At 67.4% G+C, this 16,954-nt stretch carries 18 protein-coding genes and 1 pseudogene; 11 read left to right on the top strand and 8 right to left on the bottom strand.

Features of this window, described 5'->3' with window-relative positions; translation table 11 throughout:
- The first annotated feature begins 281 nt into the window (after positions 1-281).
- Together AB5J49_RS38675 and AB5J49_RS38670 are read left to right on the top strand one after the other, a co-directional pair.
- On the top strand, positions 282-623 hold the full coding sequence (locus AB5J49_RS38675; protein WP_369173522.1) for a plasmid mobilization relaxosome protein MobC: 342 nt from the start codon (positions 282-284) through the stop codon (positions 621-623).
- Positions 620-2,329 (top strand): relaxase/mobilization nuclease domain-containing protein, encoded by a 1,710-nt coding sequence (locus AB5J49_RS38670; RefSeq protein ID WP_369173521.1) that lies wholly within the window; start codon positions 620-622, stop codon positions 2,327-2,329. The genes AB5J49_RS38675 and AB5J49_RS38670 overlap by 4 nt, the downstream gene beginning before the upstream one ends.
- A 68-nt stretch (positions 2,330-2,397) precedes the next feature.
- On the opposite strand, the gene AB5J49_RS38665 is transcribed toward AB5J49_RS38670, so the two are convergent.
- From AB5J49_RS38665 to AB5J49_RS38645, 5 genes are all read right to left on the bottom strand, one after another.
- On the bottom strand, positions 2,398-3,081 hold the full coding sequence (locus AB5J49_RS38665) for a hypothetical protein (RefSeq protein ID WP_369173519.1): 684 nt from the start codon (positions 3,079-3,081) through the stop codon (positions 2,398-2,400).
- 105 nt (positions 3,082-3,186) lie between these two features.
- Positions 3,187-3,627, bottom strand: coding sequence for a hypothetical protein (locus AB5J49_RS38660; protein WP_369173518.1), 441 nt, complete (start codon positions 3,625-3,627; stop codon positions 3,187-3,189).
- Positions 3,628-3,738: 111 nt separating this feature from the next.
- Complete coding sequence (locus AB5J49_RS38655) at positions 3,739-4,425, bottom strand: DUF317 domain-containing protein (RefSeq protein WP_369173517.1); 687 nt, start codon at positions 4,423-4,425, stop codon at positions 3,739-3,741.
- A gap of 312 nt (positions 4,426-4,737) precedes the next feature.
- Entirely contained in the window at positions 4,738-5,721 is a 984-nt protein-coding gene (locus AB5J49_RS38650; RefSeq protein ID WP_369166427.1) for an NADPH:quinone reductase, read from the bottom strand.
- Between the two features lie 20 nt (positions 5,722-5,741).
- Positions 5,742-6,320, bottom strand: coding sequence for a PadR family transcriptional regulator (locus AB5J49_RS38645; RefSeq protein ID WP_369166428.1), 579 nt, complete (start codon positions 6,318-6,320; stop codon positions 5,742-5,744).
- Between the two features lie 126 nt (positions 6,321-6,446).
- Between AB5J49_RS38645 and AB5J49_RS38640 the strand changes: the two genes are divergently transcribed.
- From AB5J49_RS38640 to AB5J49_RS38600, 9 genes are all read left to right on the top strand, one after another.
- Positions 6,447-6,839 carry an ester cyclase gene (locus tag AB5J49_RS38640; RefSeq protein ID WP_369166429.1) on the top strand — a complete coding sequence of 131 codons (393 nt, stop codon included), beginning with the start codon at positions 6,447-6,449 and terminating at the stop codon, positions 6,837-6,839.
- A 391-nt stretch (positions 6,840-7,230) separates the two neighbouring features.
- On the top strand, positions 7,231-7,989 hold the full coding sequence (locus AB5J49_RS38635) for a TnsA-like heteromeric transposase endonuclease subunit (RefSeq protein ID WP_369173515.1): 759 nt from the start codon (positions 7,231-7,233) through the stop codon (positions 7,987-7,989).
- On the top strand, positions 7,986-9,878 hold the full coding sequence (locus AB5J49_RS38630) for a Mu transposase C-terminal domain-containing protein (RefSeq protein ID WP_369173513.1): 1,893 nt from the start codon (positions 7,986-7,988) through the stop codon (positions 9,876-9,878). Before AB5J49_RS38635 ends, AB5J49_RS38630 begins: the two co-directional genes overlap by 4 nt.
- Entirely contained in the window at positions 9,875-10,927 is a 1,053-nt protein-coding gene (locus AB5J49_RS38625) for a TniB family NTP-binding protein (RefSeq protein WP_369173512.1), read from the top strand. Before AB5J49_RS38630 ends, AB5J49_RS38625 begins: the two co-directional genes overlap by 4 nt.
- Positions 10,924-11,592, top strand: a complete 669-nt coding sequence (locus tag AB5J49_RS38620; protein ID WP_369173511.1) for a hypothetical protein — start codon at positions 10,924-10,926, stop codon at positions 11,590-11,592. The genes AB5J49_RS38625 and AB5J49_RS38620 overlap by 4 nt, the downstream gene beginning before the upstream one ends.
- 253 nt (positions 11,593-11,845) lie before the next feature.
- Positions 11,846-12,193, top strand: coding sequence for a hypothetical protein (locus AB5J49_RS38615; RefSeq protein WP_369173510.1), 348 nt, complete (start codon positions 11,846-11,848; stop codon positions 12,191-12,193).
- 2 nt (positions 12,194-12,195) lie between these two features.
- Positions 12,196-13,770: a caspase domain-containing protein gene (locus AB5J49_RS38610; protein WP_369173509.1), complete on the top strand. Its 1,575-nt coding sequence runs from the start codon at positions 12,196-12,198 to the stop codon at positions 13,768-13,770.
- A 557-nt stretch (positions 13,771-14,327) separates the two neighbouring features.
- Positions 14,328-14,558 (top strand): hypothetical protein, encoded by a 231-nt coding sequence (locus tag AB5J49_RS38605; RefSeq protein ID WP_369173508.1) that lies wholly within the window; start codon positions 14,328-14,330, stop codon positions 14,556-14,558.
- Positions 14,536-14,805: a DUF6879 family protein gene (locus AB5J49_RS38600; RefSeq protein WP_369173507.1), complete on the top strand. Its 270-nt coding sequence runs from the start codon at positions 14,536-14,538 to the stop codon at positions 14,803-14,805. Before AB5J49_RS38605 ends, AB5J49_RS38600 begins: the two co-directional genes overlap by 23 nt.
- Here the strand turns inward: AB5J49_RS38600 and AB5J49_RS38595 are convergent.
- The 3 genes and pseudogenes from AB5J49_RS38595 to AB5J49_RS38585 all read right to left on the bottom strand — a co-directional run.
- A pseudogene (locus AB5J49_RS38595) lies at positions 14,752-15,135 on the bottom strand (hypothetical protein); the annotation flags it as partial. The gene AB5J49_RS38600 and the pseudogene AB5J49_RS38595 sit on opposite strands and share 54 nt — an antisense overlap.
- A 434-nt stretch (positions 15,136-15,569) precedes the next feature.
- A complete protein-coding gene (locus AB5J49_RS38590) occupies positions 15,570-16,154 on the bottom strand; it encodes an NUDIX domain-containing protein (protein ID WP_369173505.1) in 585 nt (194 codons plus the stop codon).
- Positions 16,155-16,163: 9 nt separating this feature from the next.
- Positions 16,164-16,952, bottom strand: coding sequence for an alpha/beta hydrolase (locus AB5J49_RS38585; RefSeq protein ID WP_369173504.1), 789 nt, complete (start codon positions 16,950-16,952; stop codon positions 16,164-16,166).
- Between the last annotated feature and the right edge of the window lie 2 nt (positions 16,953-16,954).

Genomic DNA, 16,954 nt, shown 5'->3' with positions numbered 1-16,954 from the left:
CGTTGCACGACTCGCACCACGAAGACCCCACCACCCACGAGAATGCACTGACGAGTAACCCTGCCCCAGGCGGAGCAAGTTGTACCGGGAGCAATGCTCCCGGCCTTCCCGCCCCAGGGGTGGCGGGAACAGCCCTGCGCCAGGGGGCACCGGACCGTAAGGCTGCGACCGAGGGCGGACCGCAGCCGGGAGGGAACCGGCAGGCCGAGTCCCTCTCGAAGAGACGTCAGCGCGCGCGTCTGCCGCGAGAGCGCAAGCGCCTGAAGCAGCCCAGCTGCCGTATGAACGACGCAGAGTTCAAGCGATTCACCGACGCCGCCGCCTACTGCGACATGTCCAACGCCGCGTTCCTCGCCTACGCCGTCGACAAGGCAGCCCGCGACTTGACCCGTACCGCCGCCGAGATCGCCACCGAACGGGAAGTCATCGACGAGCTGTTCGCTGCCCGCCGCCACTTGGGTCGCATACACGGCCTGTTCAACCAGGTCGCCAAGGCCCTCAACTCCGGCGCCGATGCACCCCAACTCGGCGCTGCGGCGAAGGCCATACTCCGCGCGGCCAGCCGCATGGAGGATGCCGCCGATGCCCTGCTCGCCCACCGCGACGGCGGCGCCCCGGAGTGATCCCCAGCATCCACAAACGCGGCAGCAAGACGATCGGGCTGATCCGCTACCTCTACGGCCCCGGCACCGAAGAGGAACACATCGACCCGCACCTGGTGGCCGCCTTCGACCCGCTCATCCCCGACCCCGGCCGCAACCCGAAGGCCACCTACGAACAGCTTCAGCGCCTGCTCGACCAGCCCGTCAATGCCCTGCCCGCCAGCAAGCGTCCCGAGAAGCACGTATGGCATTTGTCCGTGCGGGCCGCCCCGGAGGATCCGCTCCTGTCCAACGAGGACTGGGCGACCATCGCCCGCCGTATGGTCGCCATCACCGGCATCGCCCCCGACGGCGACGAGCAAGCCTGCCGGTGGGCCGCCGTCCGCCACGCCGACGACCACATCCACATCATCGCCACCCTGGTCCGCGACGACGGCCGCCGGCCCCGCCTGCACAACGAGGCCCGACGCGCCCAGGCCGAGTGCCGCCGTATCGAGGCCGACTACGGGCTGCGCCGCGTCGCGTCCGGGGACGGCACCGCCGCCAAGCCACCCACAAGCGCCGAACGCCACAAGGCCGAACGCGAAGGCAGGGAGCAACCGGCACGCGAGGAGCTCCGGGAGACCGTGCGCCGCGCGGTCGCCGGGGCCACGAGCGAGGAGGAGTTCTTCGACCGGCTGGCCGCCGCCGGCCTGCTCATCCGCAAGCGCGTCGCGCCCTCCGGCGACCTGCTCGGCTACAAGGTCGCCCTACCGGACAACCGCAACGGGAACAGGGAGCCCGTCTATTACGCCGGCTCCACCCTCGCCCCTGACCTGTCCCTGCCCCGCATCCGGAAACGCTGGGCCGACAAGACCCACAGCGTCTCCGCCGAAGTGGCGGGTCCGGCATCAAGCGGACCGGCAACAGCACGGCGGCGGGCGGCCGGAGCCCTATGGCAGGCCATACTGGTCATCGACCATGGCGAGGACGCCCAAGTGGCTGCGCACATCGCGGCCGCCGGAGAGGTCCTGGACGCGCTCGCCAAGACCTCCGCCGCCCACACCCGTGCCCAACTGCGTGAGGCCGCCTTCGTGTTCGAGCGGGCCACCCGCTCCCACATCAAGGCCGAACGCGGGCACGACCGTGCCCTGCGTCAGGCCGCCCGCGACCTCGTCTACAGCGGACCCGCGCTCGGCCGCGGAGAGGACGGCGCGACGACCGCGATGGTGATCGACATGCTGTTCTTCCTTGTCACCGCCGCCGCCCACTGGCACGCGAAGAAGAACCACGCCCAGCAGGCGGTCGCCGCCCGCCGGGCCGCTGAGCACCTGCGTGCCGCCTACAAGGCCGCCGCCGACGTCCCGCTGACCATGCTGTACCAGCGGGGCCGGCACCTGTCCCAGCCCCTGCGCCACAGGCAGGCCGCCCATCTGCGTCAGGCGGTACCAGAGCTGGCAGAACAGGTCCTGGCCGAGCCGGGCTGGTATGCGCTGGCCGCCACACTCGCCGACGCCAAGGCCGCCGGACACGACCCGACCGCGCTCCTGACAGAGGCAGTCGGACGGCGGGAGCTGCAGACCGCGGACTCCGTCAGCGACGTACTGGCGTGGCGGATTCGCCGCATGGCCGACCTGCCCGCCGATACGACCGCGATGTCCGAACCCACCACAACCACGGCCAGGGGCAGCGGCAGTAGCGCCCAGCCCTCGCCCCGCCGAGACGACCGGCCCCGCATGTCACGGTGAAATCAGCGCATACACCGGTGCCCCTCTGCCAAGCCCAGGCAGAGGGGCACCGCGGTAGTAGAGGGTGGTCAGTCGACGGCCTGAACCTTGGCCAGCGCCTTCTTCAAGTTGGCATCCACGAGTCCCGGCGAACCGGAGACGACCACCACGACGTTGCCGGTGCGGACCGCCGTCTGCTTGACGACGCTGCGCTGCCCGCCAACCGAGTAGGTGAGCAGCTGACTCCACTGCTCGTCCCCCAGATCAGGAACCGTCGCCTCGTGAGTGCCCATGTCGATGACCGTGCTGCCCGACACCACCTGGTACGCGGGACAAGAGACCATCGCATCGAAGATCTCCCCGATGCCCTTGGACAGCTTCGCAGCAGTGTCGCTGTACAACTCCTCGGACACCTCGGAGTCGCCGCCGGCGGAGTAGGTGAAGGTCACCTTGGCCTTGCGGGAGAAGCCGAGGCCGGCACCGGTTGCCGCCTCGTCGCCAAGCTTCTCCAGCTCCGGGCAGCCGATCACGGTCACATCGTCGTGCGCTGCCGGTCGCTGCGGCAGGCGGGTGAAGCCCTCGTCAAGGTCGCCCTCGTCCAGAAGCCGCTTGGCCAGTGCAGCCGAGGACAACGGCGCCGGCGCCGAGGCGCTCTCGGACGGCGTGGTCGCGGAGGCCGCCTGGGTGGAGGAGGCCGTGCTGCCGGTCGAGCAGCCCGCCAGGGCCAGGACGGCGACGGCGACGGCGACGGCGCTCAGGCTGAGGACGGTCATGTTGTGAAGACGCAAGTGAACCCCTAGTGGCCTGCGATATGAACGGGTTGACCAGGCCGGCCCTCCGAATGCCAGCAGTGAGACGGGGTGAAGAGGGTCGGGGGTTCAGTGGCCGAGGTGGCGCAGCCCCTCTTCGAGAGTGGGGTGGAACCGGTCGGCCGGACCGGAGTGGCGGTTGTACCAGGCCACGTCCAAGCCGGCCTCCTGCGTCGTGTGGCCGGCCCGGCAGCGCAACCACACCGAGTCGTCGCGCATGCACAAGACGATCCAGTCCCGGTACGCGCCGCACTCGCGGCACGTCCGAACCTCGCCGTCTACGACTAGCGGCTGCAGCCAGCGCATCATCAGCCCGGCCACGTCCTGACGCGAGGGAACCCGCAGGTCCAGCGGCAGAAAGTCGGTAGTCGGCGTCTGTGGCGCTGCCGGTGTCCCGACACCGGGGGCGGGCTCCGGCAGGGGCCACTCAGCATGCATCTGCAGCAGCTCGTAGCCCGCACGCTGGGCCTCACGGAACGCGCGGTCCGCGCGAGCGCGTCGAAAGAACAAGGACTCTTCTCTGTCGTACAACAGACACGGGACCTGCCTCACACCCGTGACATGCAGCTCAGGGAAATCGGCGACGAGCACCGCCACAGGCCCCTTCGGACTGCGAGGTCCTCAGCCCCGCCGGACCACAGTGAGTCGGCCCTGTGCGCTCTCGGGCAAGGTGTGCCTGGGCACCGGGACCGGCGAGGCGAGCGAGGCGGCGAAAGCAGCGACCAGGTCATGCGGGACGCTGGCGCTGAAGCTCGCACACCACAGATACGGGGCGCCGACAACCGGCTCAGCCCACACCTGCCAGCCCATCAGGTCAGGGCGTGGATCGGCGTCCTCGATGAGCGGCGGCAGCATCCCCAAAGAGAGGCAGGCAGAGAGCCCGGGGTCCATCGCGGCCGTGTGAGGGCGGTCCACGTCACGGATCCAGCCCTGGCCAAGGGCCGCGTCGAGGACCGTCTCGGGCCTCTCAAAGCCCGTGTCTGGCGCCTCGCGGGCATCGAGCGCGATGAGGAGGTCGGAGAGCGCCTCGTGCGGAACGCCTACGGTGAAGTACGCGTTCCACTCCGCCATCGCGGAGGCCGCGTGCGAGCGCGCGCTCAGCTGCCAGGCAACAGGCAGATCACCCAGCTGGAACGGGTGGCTGGCGAGGATCCATTCGGCTCCCCGCAGTCCATCCGGGCTCACATGGAGCAGGGTGTGGCGCGCAGTGGGCCACATGCGCCAGCCGAGGCCAGCCAAGGTGTCGCCGATCCGCTCGGCGAGTACGCCATCGTCACCGGCCAGGTGCCGCGGGGTGACCCAGTACATCGGGTCCGAAGAATCGGGGTGGAGGTGGTCGCTGGAATGGTGCGGATGCAGGGGCGCCTCCGTGGGCTCGGGAGTGGGTTTTCCGGCAGAGCGTTGTACGTTGACATGCTTTGCCCCCACGCACCAGTCCTTGCACGCCCTTTCCTGTCTGCCCCCGGCGAACTTGTCCCTTGTCACCCAATCGAGTCGTTTGACAGCGAACCCAGTCGTTTCGGCTTCTTTGACAGTGAACTTAGTCGTGTGAGGTGAGCGATCCAGTAGCCGTCAATGAGACGGGGGTTGCTGGTGACGGGCCGGTGTTCCGAGTCTGCGCTATTGGGGGAGGGTGACCAGGATGCGGCCGTGGACACCGCCGGTGTCGACGTGGTCGTGGGCCTTGGTGATTTGGTCCAGCGGGTAGCGGTCGCGGACGTCGACGGTGAGGGCGCCGACGGCGGCGGCGGCGGTGAGGTCGCGGACGGCCTGGCGCTTGGCCTCGGCGGGGAAGTCGTCGCTGCCGAGCAGCCGCAGGGTGACGTTGTTGAACAGCAGCGGCCAGAAAGGGATTTCGGTGCGGTCTGAGCGGGTGGCATAGGCGGCGATGACGGCATTGTTGGCGGCGACGGCGTTGTCGAGGTCGGCGTTGTCGGACAGCGCGACCTCGATGATCCGGTCGATGCCCTGCGGTGCGTACGAGCGGATGGCCGCGGCGGGGTCGCTGGTATCCAGGGCGACGGCGTGGGAGACGACGGCCGGGTCGATGTGGTCGAGGTCCGCGGTTCGGCGGACGGTGGCGATCACGGTGGCGCCGGCCCACTGGGCAAGCTGGGCGGCCAGGGAGCCGACGCCGCCAAGGACTCCGTGGACCAGGACCAGTTGGCCGTCGACCGGGCCGTCGGCGAAGACGGTGCGGTGGGCGGTGATGCCGGGGATGCCGAGGCTCGCCCCCAGCTCGTCACTGAGGTGGTCGGGCAGGGGTGGGGCTTGGTGGTCGGGTACGACGGTGTACTGGGCGGCGGTGCCGAAGGAGCGGTAGGACTGGGCGCCGTGTACCCAGACCCGTTGTCCGACGCGGTGGACGTCGACTCCGGCGCCCACGGCGTCGATGACTCCGGCGGCGTCGCTGTGCGGGATCACCCGCGGGAAGGGCATGGACGAGCCGAGCCAGCCGCGCCGTTTCTTGGTGTCGCCGGGGTTGACGCCCGAGACGGTGACGCGGACGCGGACCTCGCCAGGGCCGGGGACGGGATCAGGGAGTTCACCGACGTGCAGGACATCGGCGGCGGGGCCCTGGGCGTCGTACCAGGAAGCAAGCATGGGGGTACCTCCGTGGACAGTCAGCTCGCGGGAGCAGCGGGCGCATGCGGATCGCTGTCGGTGTATCCGGTGTCGAATACGGGCGGTTCCTCCCCGAGGGTCTCGCGCAGCCAGGTCCGTTCGGCGCGGCTGGTGGCGCGGGCGGTGAGCAGCATGCCCCTCCGGTAGGGGTCGGCGATCTCCTCGGCACGCAGGGGCCGCTCGTTGTCGTAGAAGAAACTCGCCGGTTCTTCCAGGAACTCCAGCCGTCTGCGCAGCACCGCGTGCTGTTCGGCCACGTCGGGCAGGTGGGAGAGGAATGCCAGGACGACGTAGAACCGCGTGAAGTCGGTGATCTCGTGGTCGGCGGGCTTGCGCAGGCGTTGAAGCATTTCGGCCCGTCCGGCCTCGGTCAGGCTGAGCACGTACCGGGCCGCCCCCGCAGCTGGGTCGGCGCGCCGCTCGATCAAGCCCGCCCTGGTCAGGCGATTGATCGCCGGATACAGGCTGCCGTCACTGACCGGCCGCGTATAGCCGGTCAGCTGTGAGACGCGGCGGCGCAGCTCGTGTCCAGGCAGGGGTCCCTCGGCGAGGAAGCCGAGTATCGCGAGTTCCAGCATGAGTCCATCTTCGCACGCGAACATCGAATCGATGTGAACATCGATTCGATGTTACGCTCGCTGGTACCCGCCCAAACGTCTCTGGAGAGGCACAGCAAGATGCCATCGCAGTCCACCGAGTCAGTGATGAACCGTTTCGTCGAGTTCATCAACACGGGCAACGAGGATCTCGCCCGCGAGGTCATTTCTCCGGACGCGGTGTTCCACGCGCCCAGCCACCCGGAACCACTGCGAGGGCCCGATGGGTACATGGAAGTCATCGGGATGATGCGCGGCGCCTTCCCCGACGTCCAGTGGACGCTGGAGGAGACGGTCGCCGAAGGCGACACCGTGGCCGCGCGGTTCACCATGCGGGGAACCCACGACGGTGAATTCTTCGGGATCCCGGCGAGCGGCAACAAGATCTCGGTGCAGGCCATGAACTTCTACTACCTGACCGACGGCCGGATCGTCGGCGAACGGGGCCAGCCCGATCTCCTCGGGGTGATGCAGCAGATCGGTGCCGTACCGGCGCCGTGAACCTCGTAGCGCCGCGTGAGCCCGCTATCGCGCGGAACTACCGCTGCCGGGAGGTACGTCGCCCCGGCAAAAGGGGAAGGCCCACACCGGCCCGCGGGCGGCCGACGCAGGTTCACTGCAAGAGGTTGGCCTTCCACATGACGCTCCTTGCCATCCAACCCAGTCGGCGCAGGCGGCCAGGGGGTCCGGGCCGAAAGAAGCGTCACGCGACTGCGTTGACAGCGAAGTTAGTCCGCGCAGGTCAGCGACTTCGGCCCGACTAACTTCGCTGTCAAAGGACAGAACTTGTTGTCCTTTGTCATCCAATCGAGGCGTTTGACAGCGAACCCAGTCGTTTCGGCTTTTCTGACAGTGAATCTAGTCGGAGGGGTGATCACGCTGGGGGTGTCGAATGTCGGTATCGACAGGGGTGGAGAGCACTGTTCCGTACGTCGAGGTGTCGTGTCGTGTGGACGACAAGCGCGGGAGTAAGCGGCGTCGTCCGTTGTTGGACTGCGCGACGGCCAGGTTCGAAGACGCGGTGCCGGTCAGGCCGTTTCGGTGGTCGTGGGGTGGGCGTCATTTCCCCGGGTGGTACTGGGCGGCGACGACGGGGCAGCACGTCGGTTTCGAGTCGTGGTTGGAGCGGGACCGGCTGGTTCTCATGGACTTCGATCCTGCTGTGGTGGGGATGGCGTCCCAGCCGTTCTGGCTGCACTGGCACGACGGGGAACGTGAGCGTCGGCATGCCCCGGACTTCTTCGTGCGTCGGGTGGATGGCTCGGCGGTGGTCGTCGATGTCCGGGCCGACGACTGGATCGCTCCGCGGGATGCCGAAGCGTTCGAATTGACGCGCAGGGCCTGCGCGGAAGTTGGGTGGAGGTTCGAGCGGGTGGGGACGCCGGAGGCAGTGCTACTGGCGAATGTCCGGTGGCTGTCGCGCTACCGGCACCCCCGCTGCCGACGGGAGCCGGTCACAGCTCGGCTGTTGGAGCTCTTCTCGCAGCCGGGGCCGCTGATGGCCGGGGCTGATGCGGCTGGCGACCGGCTCGCGACGCTGCCTGCGTTGTTCCACCTCTTGTGGAAGCACGAGTTGTCGGCCGAGCAGATGGACATCGAACTGCTCGGGCCGCGCACGGTCGTGCGCCGGGCTGGCGGGCGTGCCGGATGACGAGCGAGGAGCGTCGGGTCCCGCCGACGGCGCGGATCGCGGAGTTCCCTAAGAAGGCTGCTGAACAGGCCCATTGGTGGGAAGGACACATCCTGGAGGTGCTGCACGGATTGCCGCCGGATGCTCCCCACGGGGCAGTGCCGCGACCGGAGTTCGACCCTCGGCAACATTGCCTGGCCGAGCGGGAGCGGGCCAAGGCCGCCGAGCTGACAGCAGCGGGCCATCGGATGACGGCCAGTGGAATCAAGCAGCGGCGCCAGCGTTACCAGCGCGACGGGCTGGTCGGGCTGGCGGACGGCCGGTCGGCCAAGAAGCTGCCGGACTTCGGCCAGATTTCCCCGTTGGTGGTCGAGGCAATGAGGCAGGCGATCGCCGAGACCACCGATGCCTCCTCGAGGACGGTCCGGTTCATCATCTGGCGGACGAAGGAGATCCTGGAGTCCCGCGAGGACGCCGACGGCATCGAATTGCCTACGGAGCGCACGCTTTATCGGCTGTTCGACAAGTTGGCGGTCGGCACGCACGCGACCGGTTCGGCGAGGACACGCCGTTCGTTGCAGGCGCGTCCGGCCGGCCCGTTCGGGGAGGTCCCGGCTATCGCGCCGGGCGAGCTGATGCAGATCGACTCCACTCCGTTGGACGTTTTAGTACGGCTGGATGACGGCATCGCGGAGAAGGTCGAGCTGACCGCGCTGGTCGACATCGCGTCCAGGTCGATCACGGCGGCAGTGCTGCGTCCGACGACGAAGGCGGCCGACGCCTCCGCCCTCCTGGCCCGCAGCATCACACCGGAGACGATGCGGCCGGGCTGGCCACAGGCGCTGCGGATGTCCCGGTCGGTCCTGCCGCACCGGCGGCTGCTGGCCCTGGACGAGCGGCTGGAGCAGGCGGCGGCACGGCCGGTGATCGTTCCAGAGACGATCGTCTGCGACCACGGCAAGGTGTTCATCTCACACAACTTCCGTGCCTCCTGCCGCTTCTTGGGCGTCTCTCTGCAGCCGACGCACAAGGCGTCGCCCTTCGAGAAGGGCGTGATCGAGAAGACGCTGGGATCGGTGGCGACGCTGTTCGCGCAGTTCGTCGCGGGGTACACCGGCCGCTCGGTCGACCGCCGTGGCCGGCATGTGGAAGACGGACCATTGTGGTCCTTGCCCGAGCTGCAGGACCTGCTGGATGAATGGATCGTCACGGTCTGGCAGAACCGGCCACACGACGCGCTGCGCGATCCCAGCACGCCGAAGCGGGCGTTCTCGCCGAACGAGAAGTACGCGATGCTGCTGGAGTCGTGCGGCTACGTTCCGGCCCCGTTGAGCGGTGAGGACTACGTCGAGTTGTTGCCGGAGCGGTGGCACACGATCAACGCCTACGGCATCCGGATCAAACACCGAACCTACGACAGCCCAGAGTTGAACCCGCTGCGCCGTCAGCACTCCGGGGTCACGGAGAAGAAGGGCTTGTGGGAAGTCCACTACGACCCCTACGACATCTCGCGGATCTGGGTACGCGACCGCCGCGGCGAGAGAGACCGGTGGATCACCGTCTTCTGGCGACACCTGCACCGCGTCGGCGTCCCGTTCGGCGAGATGGCCTGGGACCACGCTCGCCGGCAGGTTCCGAACGACAGCGAAATCCAGATCGCGGAAGCGGCAGCCGCCCTGCTCAAGCGCGCCCACGACGGCCCTGCGGGCGAGAAGAGCCCTCCGGTCAAACGATCAAGGAAGGATCGCCGGGTCGCAGCCCGCACCCGAGCGACCGCCCCGAGCCGGGAGATTCCTGATCCACCGGCCGAGAGCGAGCCCATGGACGAGGACACGGCGGACTCCGCGCTGGCAGAGGTCATCCCGTTGGGCCTGTTTGACCCGCTGGCCGATCCTTGGAGGCGCACGTGACCATCTCCAAACCGGCGGCCCGACGCACCGTGCTGCAGGTGACCGACGCCGAGGCCGACCGGCAGCTGAACACGTTGCCTGGATGGCGCAGGTTCATCGACGGCCCACCCACTCCCCCGGTCTTGGCGTCGCGCAGTGCTTGGCAGCAGATGAACCCAGCCAAGCGGGATCTCTATGACGAGTCCCGCCTTGACCATCACGCTCGGATGCTCACCGTCGCCACCCCGTTCGTCGAACGGACGGCGATCTGCGGCCGTCGTCTGGTGCTGCTGAACCGGCACGCGATCAGCGCCCGCCGCGGGCTGATCGTTTCCGGCCCGGCGGGAACCGGAAAGACCATCGCCATCACGCAGTTGGGGCGCTCCCATGAACTCCTGGACCGGGCCCGGCACCCCCATTCCACAAACCGGATTCCGGTCGTCTATGTCACCGTCCCGCCCGCCGCGACTGCCCGCATGATCGCGACCGAGTTCGCACGCTTCCTGGGCCTGCCGGTGCGGGCCCGCTCGAACATGACCGACATCATCGAGGCTGTCGTCGGTGTCTGCACCGATACCCGCACCGCACTGGTGCTGGTCGACGAACTCCACAACATCTCACTCACCAGCCGCCATGGCGCCGAAGTCGCCGACACCCTCAAGTACTTCTCCGAACGCCTGCCCGCCACCTTCGTCTATGCCGGCATCGACATCGACGAATCCGGGCTGCTGTCCGGGACACGCGGCGCCCAGATCGCCGGCCGCTTCACCCTGATCCCCTCCCGCCCCTTCCCCTACAACACCGAATGGAAGGGCCTGGTCGCCACCATGGAGGACACTCTGCGGCTGCACGACCACCACCCTGGCACTCTCACGGGCCTGGACCGCTTCCTGCACGATCACACCGGCGGCATGATCGGATCCCTCTCCCACGCCATCCGCGGAGCCGCAGTCGACGCCATCCTCACCGGCACCGAGAAGATCACCAAGAAGAGCCTCCAGACCATCCCGCTCGACCACACCGCCCACACCATGGCGTCGCTGGCCACAAAGACCGCTACATACCGATGAACAGCGAACTACCGCCCCGATTTGCGCCCCTGCCGGTCCGACTCCGCCCCTGCCTTGGAGAATCCGCCAACTCCTACATCCGGCGCCTGGCTCGCGCCAACCATCTCAAGCCCAGCTTCCTGCACTGCTATCTCTGCGGCCCACCGCAGTGGTTCGGCAAGCCGCTCCTCGAAAACCTCGCCACGGCGGCAGGTCACCCGCCCGAAGTACTCGAACGTGCCCTCGCTGACGCCAATGCCTTGGGTGGCACGAACAGGTCGCGTCGGCGCCTCCCCAGGAAGGATCCCTTCTCCTGGCGCCGGGGCCTGGCCCACCGCATCGCCCAAGAGGCCCTCAAGGGCGCACAAATCCGCACGCTGGCAAAGCGCTACAACCTCCGCTGCTGGGACGTCCGCTTCGCCCTGGAGATCCCACGCCTGACCACCACGGAGACGGGTCCGCTGACCGACCCCATCACAGGCGAACTCGCCGACCTGATCGAAAGCATGGTCAGCAGAAAGCTCAACGGAAGGCAGATCTGGACAGAGCTCATGGACCACCACGACTACTTGGTCACCTACGACAGCATCCGCCACTACATCAGATACGCACGATCCCGGACGGCACGAGCCCGAGAGCGGGCGGTCAGGACACCGACAGGTCAATCACCCGTTGACACCCAATGAGACGAATTGCCCCTGCCGTATTGCCTCGGCCGCTGACGTCGCGAGGGTTTCACCTGCTTCATCCTGTCCCTGCCCCGTGAAAGTGGCGGCGCTGCCGTAGCCTGTGGCTCCCCATTCCAGGGCGCCTGCTGTCTGGCCGGGATGACTACGAAAGCTGGCCAACTCGGCATTTGATCGTTCAAGATGCTGCACAGCGCATGACCACGAACGGGGTGGAGAGATGGCTACGGATTCTGAGATCACGATCACGCCGGTGACCGACCGCTTCGACACTGACGATGAGCGGTGGCTGAAGCAGGTCGCCGATCTGATGGACGCCCTTCGCGAGGACGCCGGCCCAGTGTCGCAGCGAGAGATCCCTGAGCCGGACACCAAGGGAGCCTCCAGCGAAGTGATCTTGGCGCTAGGCTCTACCGCGACACTTACCGCCGCGGTGCAGTGCTTTCGGGCGTGGCTGAAGAGGGACAAGTCACGGTCGCTGACGGTGACTTGGACAGATGACACAGGAACCCAGCAGACGGCCACCGTCACGGGCGACAGAGTCGACGAGGCGTCGCTTCAGGCGCTGGCCGAGGCCATCGGGAAACGGTTGAGCAGTTAAGCATGGCAGAGCCGCGCTATCGGGCGCTACTGATCGGCAATGCGACCTTCCCACGGGATCCGCATGGGCTCACCGATTTGAAAGGGCCATTGGTCGACGTCGAGGTCCTGCGGCAGGTGTTAACGGACCGTGAGGTTGGGCTGTTCGACCCCAAGGATGTCGAGAAACTGCCCGACCGCGGCGTCCAGGAGTTGCGCGAACGGATTGACGATTTCTACTCCAGCGCGGACCGCGAAGACGTACTGCTGCTTTACTACAGCGGCCACGGCGAATTGGACATCCAGGGCACGCTCTACCTGTGCGCGAAGGACACCAAGTCCGGTAGCCTGCGGTCGACCGCGCTGAGCGCGCTCGAGATCAACAACATGATCAACAGCTCGGCCGCAGCGACCACGATCATCGTGCTCGACTGCTGCTATAGCGGTGCCTTCAAAGGCGGCCGATCAGCTCCCCTGGCCGCCGGCAAGGGTCGATACGTCCTGACCAGCAATCGGTCCACTCAAGTCACACCCGACGCCCGAGAGGGCGAGGCCAGCCCGTTCACCCGCCTACTCGTCCGTGGCCTGCGACATGCTCCGGCCGAGAGATATCTCACCGTCACCGAGTTGTACAAGCATGTACACATCTGGATGACCGCTTCCGGCCCCACCGTGACCCCGCAACTGAGGATCGCGGGGGAAGGCACGGTGATCATCTCGAGGCGGAACCCAGGGATAGAGGTGGGCAAACCCGCAGCGGCGGGCAGTTCGACCGAGGCGCGCGCGGCGCTGTTGACCAGGATGGCTGTGGCGATGAGGGCAGTGGTCGCCAAGCCGGAAGTACTCACCCGGGCCCTGTCCACCCAAAGGGTCCTCCGGTCACCACAGTCGTCTGCGAAGGCGTCAGCTCACACGCGTCCTCTGCCCAACCCCACCGGGCCGTTCGCGGCAGAATGGACCGGGGAGGAGCAACTGTCCACCTACACGGCCAGGCCGGACCTCTTCAGTGTGTGGTTGTGGGCAATGGGCATGTCGTTCGCATCGGCAGGACTCATCTATTTCCCGTACCGTACGGGGCTCATCCGGGCGGGATCTGAGACCGACACCCCGTGGTTTCTCCTCCTGCTGTTTGGGATCCTTATCGCTATCCTCGCGCTCCTCGTGATCGTCGCGGCAATCACGGACGCGTTCGGAGTAGTACGGCACGCGGGCATGCTGAAGAAGAAGGCCGGATGGGCGCTGCATGTCAGCCCACAAGGCATCGTGACGCACAGTGTCGCAGGAAGGCACGAGTTCGCCTGGGATCGGATCCAGCGCGTCGTCATCGAGGAGATCCAGGGCTCACCGCCGCTTCGGTACACCGGAGTTCACATCGACCTCGCGCCCGGAGCAGCGCGGTCGACAATGATGCGACCGGCAGGGTGGATTTACCCCCAGCCCGGCACGGTCAGGCTTCGTCCGAGCGGGAGAATCCCCATCTGCGTCCTGGGTCCGATGACGGAACGACAGCGGACGGACCTCATGGAAGCACTCGCCAGCTACGGCGGCCAGCGGTGGGTTCCCTCGGTCTCCTTCGCGTCGCTGCCTGTTGACCCTTGATTGCCCTGTCGCAGTGCAGTTGCGATTCGCGGGGCGCTGACCGCTGTGTTGCCGGAAGCATGCTGCTGGTAGGCAAGGACAACTCAGCTTCACTGCGACAGGACAGGTCTGTTGGAGGTGGAGCCCCCACCGATGCCCAGGCGGTTCAGCGTGACCGACGACGTTGACGAACCCGCCAACACCTCTTGACACCCAACCCAGTCGTGCCAGGTCAGCGCCTTCCATCGGACTAACTTCGCTGTCAACGGACACTTGTGTCCCTGGACAGCGAATCCAGTTGTCCGCCCCGCGCTGACTTGCGGCGACTAACTTGATTGGCAAGGGCGTTGGTGAGGCCGTCCCCGCTCACCAACGTCGTGACCAGCGACAACTGCGTTGGACGGCAAGGAACTCCCCGGACTCGGTGCGATGTCGGCGGACAACTTGTCCGCCGTCATCCCATCGAGGCTCGTTCCGTTTCGGAACACCGAGGCCATTCCGTAGCGGAACACCAAGGCCGTTCCGAAACGGAACATGCTCTGGCACAGAGATCGTTTCCGGGTTCCGGGCAGGACATCATGGCCCTGCGTAAGCTCGGCAGGGCCCCGGGGAGTCCCAGTGGCGGCTCGCCCTCCATCTACCTCGACGAGGAGAAGGACAGCTACCTCGTGCAGGGGTGGAAGGTGGAGGACGCAGAGCGCCTCGGGCAGATGGACATCCCCGGCCACGAGGCGATGGTGGAGATCCCCTGTCGCATGGTGCAGTTCTTCTTGGAGGTGAGGCAGGATGACAAGGCCCCCGACGTTTGAGGATCTGTTCCGCGACTGCCAGAGGACTGCGGTCCACCTGGAGATGCGCGACGCCTACATGAAGTCGGACCCGGCCTTCATCGACTGGAAGGCCGGCGTGGTCCTCGATCCCGCCGAGCGCTGGGCCGACTGGCACGCCATCGTCACAGAGGCGACCTCGCGCGGCGTCGGTCAGCAGGTCGCGGGCGGCGCCTCAGCCCAGGGCGAGCCATCGGATGCCGAGCTTTTCGATCTGCGCGGTTTCTGATTCGTCCAACGGCTCGCGGCCGGTGGCTTTGCGCAGGAAATGCGGCTGGCTCCAACCCAATTTGTCGGCGGCCGCCATGTGCTCTGCGCCGAGCAGCAGCTCCAGCACGGCGTCACCGGCCGACGAGGTGAGCCAGGGTTCGCGTCCGACTGCATCAGCCAGGTCGAGGCCGTGGACGGCGACTTCAACGACTCGGGTGAGCAGAAACTCCGACAGGAGCATGGCGTCACCGTGACGCGTCCGCACGGTACGGCTGGCCGGCTGGACCCGGCACAGCCGGTCGATTCGCCGCCAGATCGCGGCGAAATCGTCGGCAATGGCAGCACCGTCGGCCGACTCGTGCCTGTGACGCTACCAACCGGGCGCAATAAGACACCCGGTTGGCCATGCTGGTTCGGTTCAGTGCCTGGTACGACCTGTGGGGGCTGGCGGGGCACCCCGAACTCACCGGAGAGAGAAGCGAGCCGCTCCGGAGAGGTGTTTGATCATGCCGAGGCGTTTGTATGAGGCGATCGCCGGGGTGAGTGCATACCCCGGTCATGTACCCGCTGCCGATTGCTGACCACGCATCGGCCGCGACCGCCAAGGGCTCCGCGGCTGCGCCGCTTTCCAGGCTGCTGAGGATTCCGGCCCATCGGCGTACGCCGATGCGCCCCGGTTGTGCGTATGAGTCGGGAAGAGGCGATCGCATCGGTTCGGTCGCCCCGGCGTCCCGGGCCAGGCGGTGTCGGGCCCTGCCCGGTTCGCCCAGTGTGGTCTTGACGTCAGCTATTCACTGTGCCTGCGCGATAGCGTTGGAAGAGGGCCAGGGCTGCGATGGAGGGGGCGTCCTTGAAGTGGCCTTGGGCGATGAGCTGCCACACCTCCGCTTCGGAGAACCAACGGCTGACCAGGCCCGCTTCGGTCTCGTCGAGATTGGGTTCGCCGGCGGTGAGATCCGTTGCGAGAAGAACGTGGAAGCCCTGGTTGCAGTATCCGTATGCCGCGAACAGGTGCCCCAGCGCTGTCATGGCGCCAGCGGTCAGCCCCGTCTCCTCGGCGAGTTCACCGCGAGCGAGAGCGAGTGGGTCCGCGTCCGGCTTGTCCTCCCAGGAGCCTTGAGGGAACTCCCAGTAGCGACCTTTGACCGCATACCGGTACTGCTCGACAAGATGGAACCCACCCTCGGCGTACGGGATGACAAGCGCGAAGTCAGGCTTCTCCACCAAGCCGTAGACGCCCTCGGCACCGTCGTGTCGCAGGGTCTCGTCCTCGCGGACGGTCATCCAGCGGTTCGTGTAGACGACGGTGGTACTGGTGGCCACCAGTTCATGTTCGGGCAGCGCCGGCTGAGGTGTCTCCGTATGCATGCGCTGACGCTAGCCGATCACGGTCGCGCGCTGAGCCCCCGTCCCGCCGCCCGCGCTGCCTGTACTTCGAAGTACGGCATCGACGAAGCGCCCGCGCGGGGCGGCGTTGTCGGCGAACCACAGCCCGAGCCGGTGGTCGGCTTCTGGGTAGATGAGCCGGGCGAAGCTCGATCGGGATGCGCTCAGGGCGGCGGCGACGGCTTCGGTGACGGCTGGAGGGATCACCGCGTCGTTGGCCGGCGTGGCCAGCACCGCGCGGGCGGACAGGGATCGGAAGACCTCCAGAGCCGGCGACGTTCGCCAGCTCTCTGGAGCGCGGATGATCTCGGTGAAGCCCGCGCGGAACGGGACGGTCCAGGCGCGGGCGGCGTAGACCGCCGGTGCGCACAGCCCGATGGCGGCCACCCGGGGGCCGTAGTGGGCGACCAGGTCGGCGACGGTCTGTCCGCTCATGCTGAATCCGATCAGCACGAGGCCGACCTCGGCGGGAACGCAGTGGTCGATCACGGCACGGGCTTGCCGGAACCGGCGCTGCAGGCTGAGGGCTTCGAGGGTGCCGGAGCTGTCACCGTGCCCGGCGAAGTCGCAGGCCAAGGCGTGGTGTCCCCGGGTGGCGAAGTCCGTCATCAGGTCGGTGAGGCGTGTCTTGTCGCTGGTACCGGCGCCGTGCAGCAGGACGACCGTAGGCAGGGGGCACGGGCCCGCGGCCGTCCTCACGGCATCGACCCTTGCGCAGCTGAGGGATTCACCGTCGCCGTCCACCGTGAACGTACGGAGCGGGCTTGGGTGCGAGCTCACGT

The organism is Streptomyces sp. R28 (genome assembly GCF_041052385.1).
Classification (GTDB): Bacteria; Actinomycetota; Actinomycetes; order Streptomycetales; family Streptomycetaceae; genus Streptomyces.
This window is presented reverse-complemented; position numbering and strand designations above follow the sequence as displayed.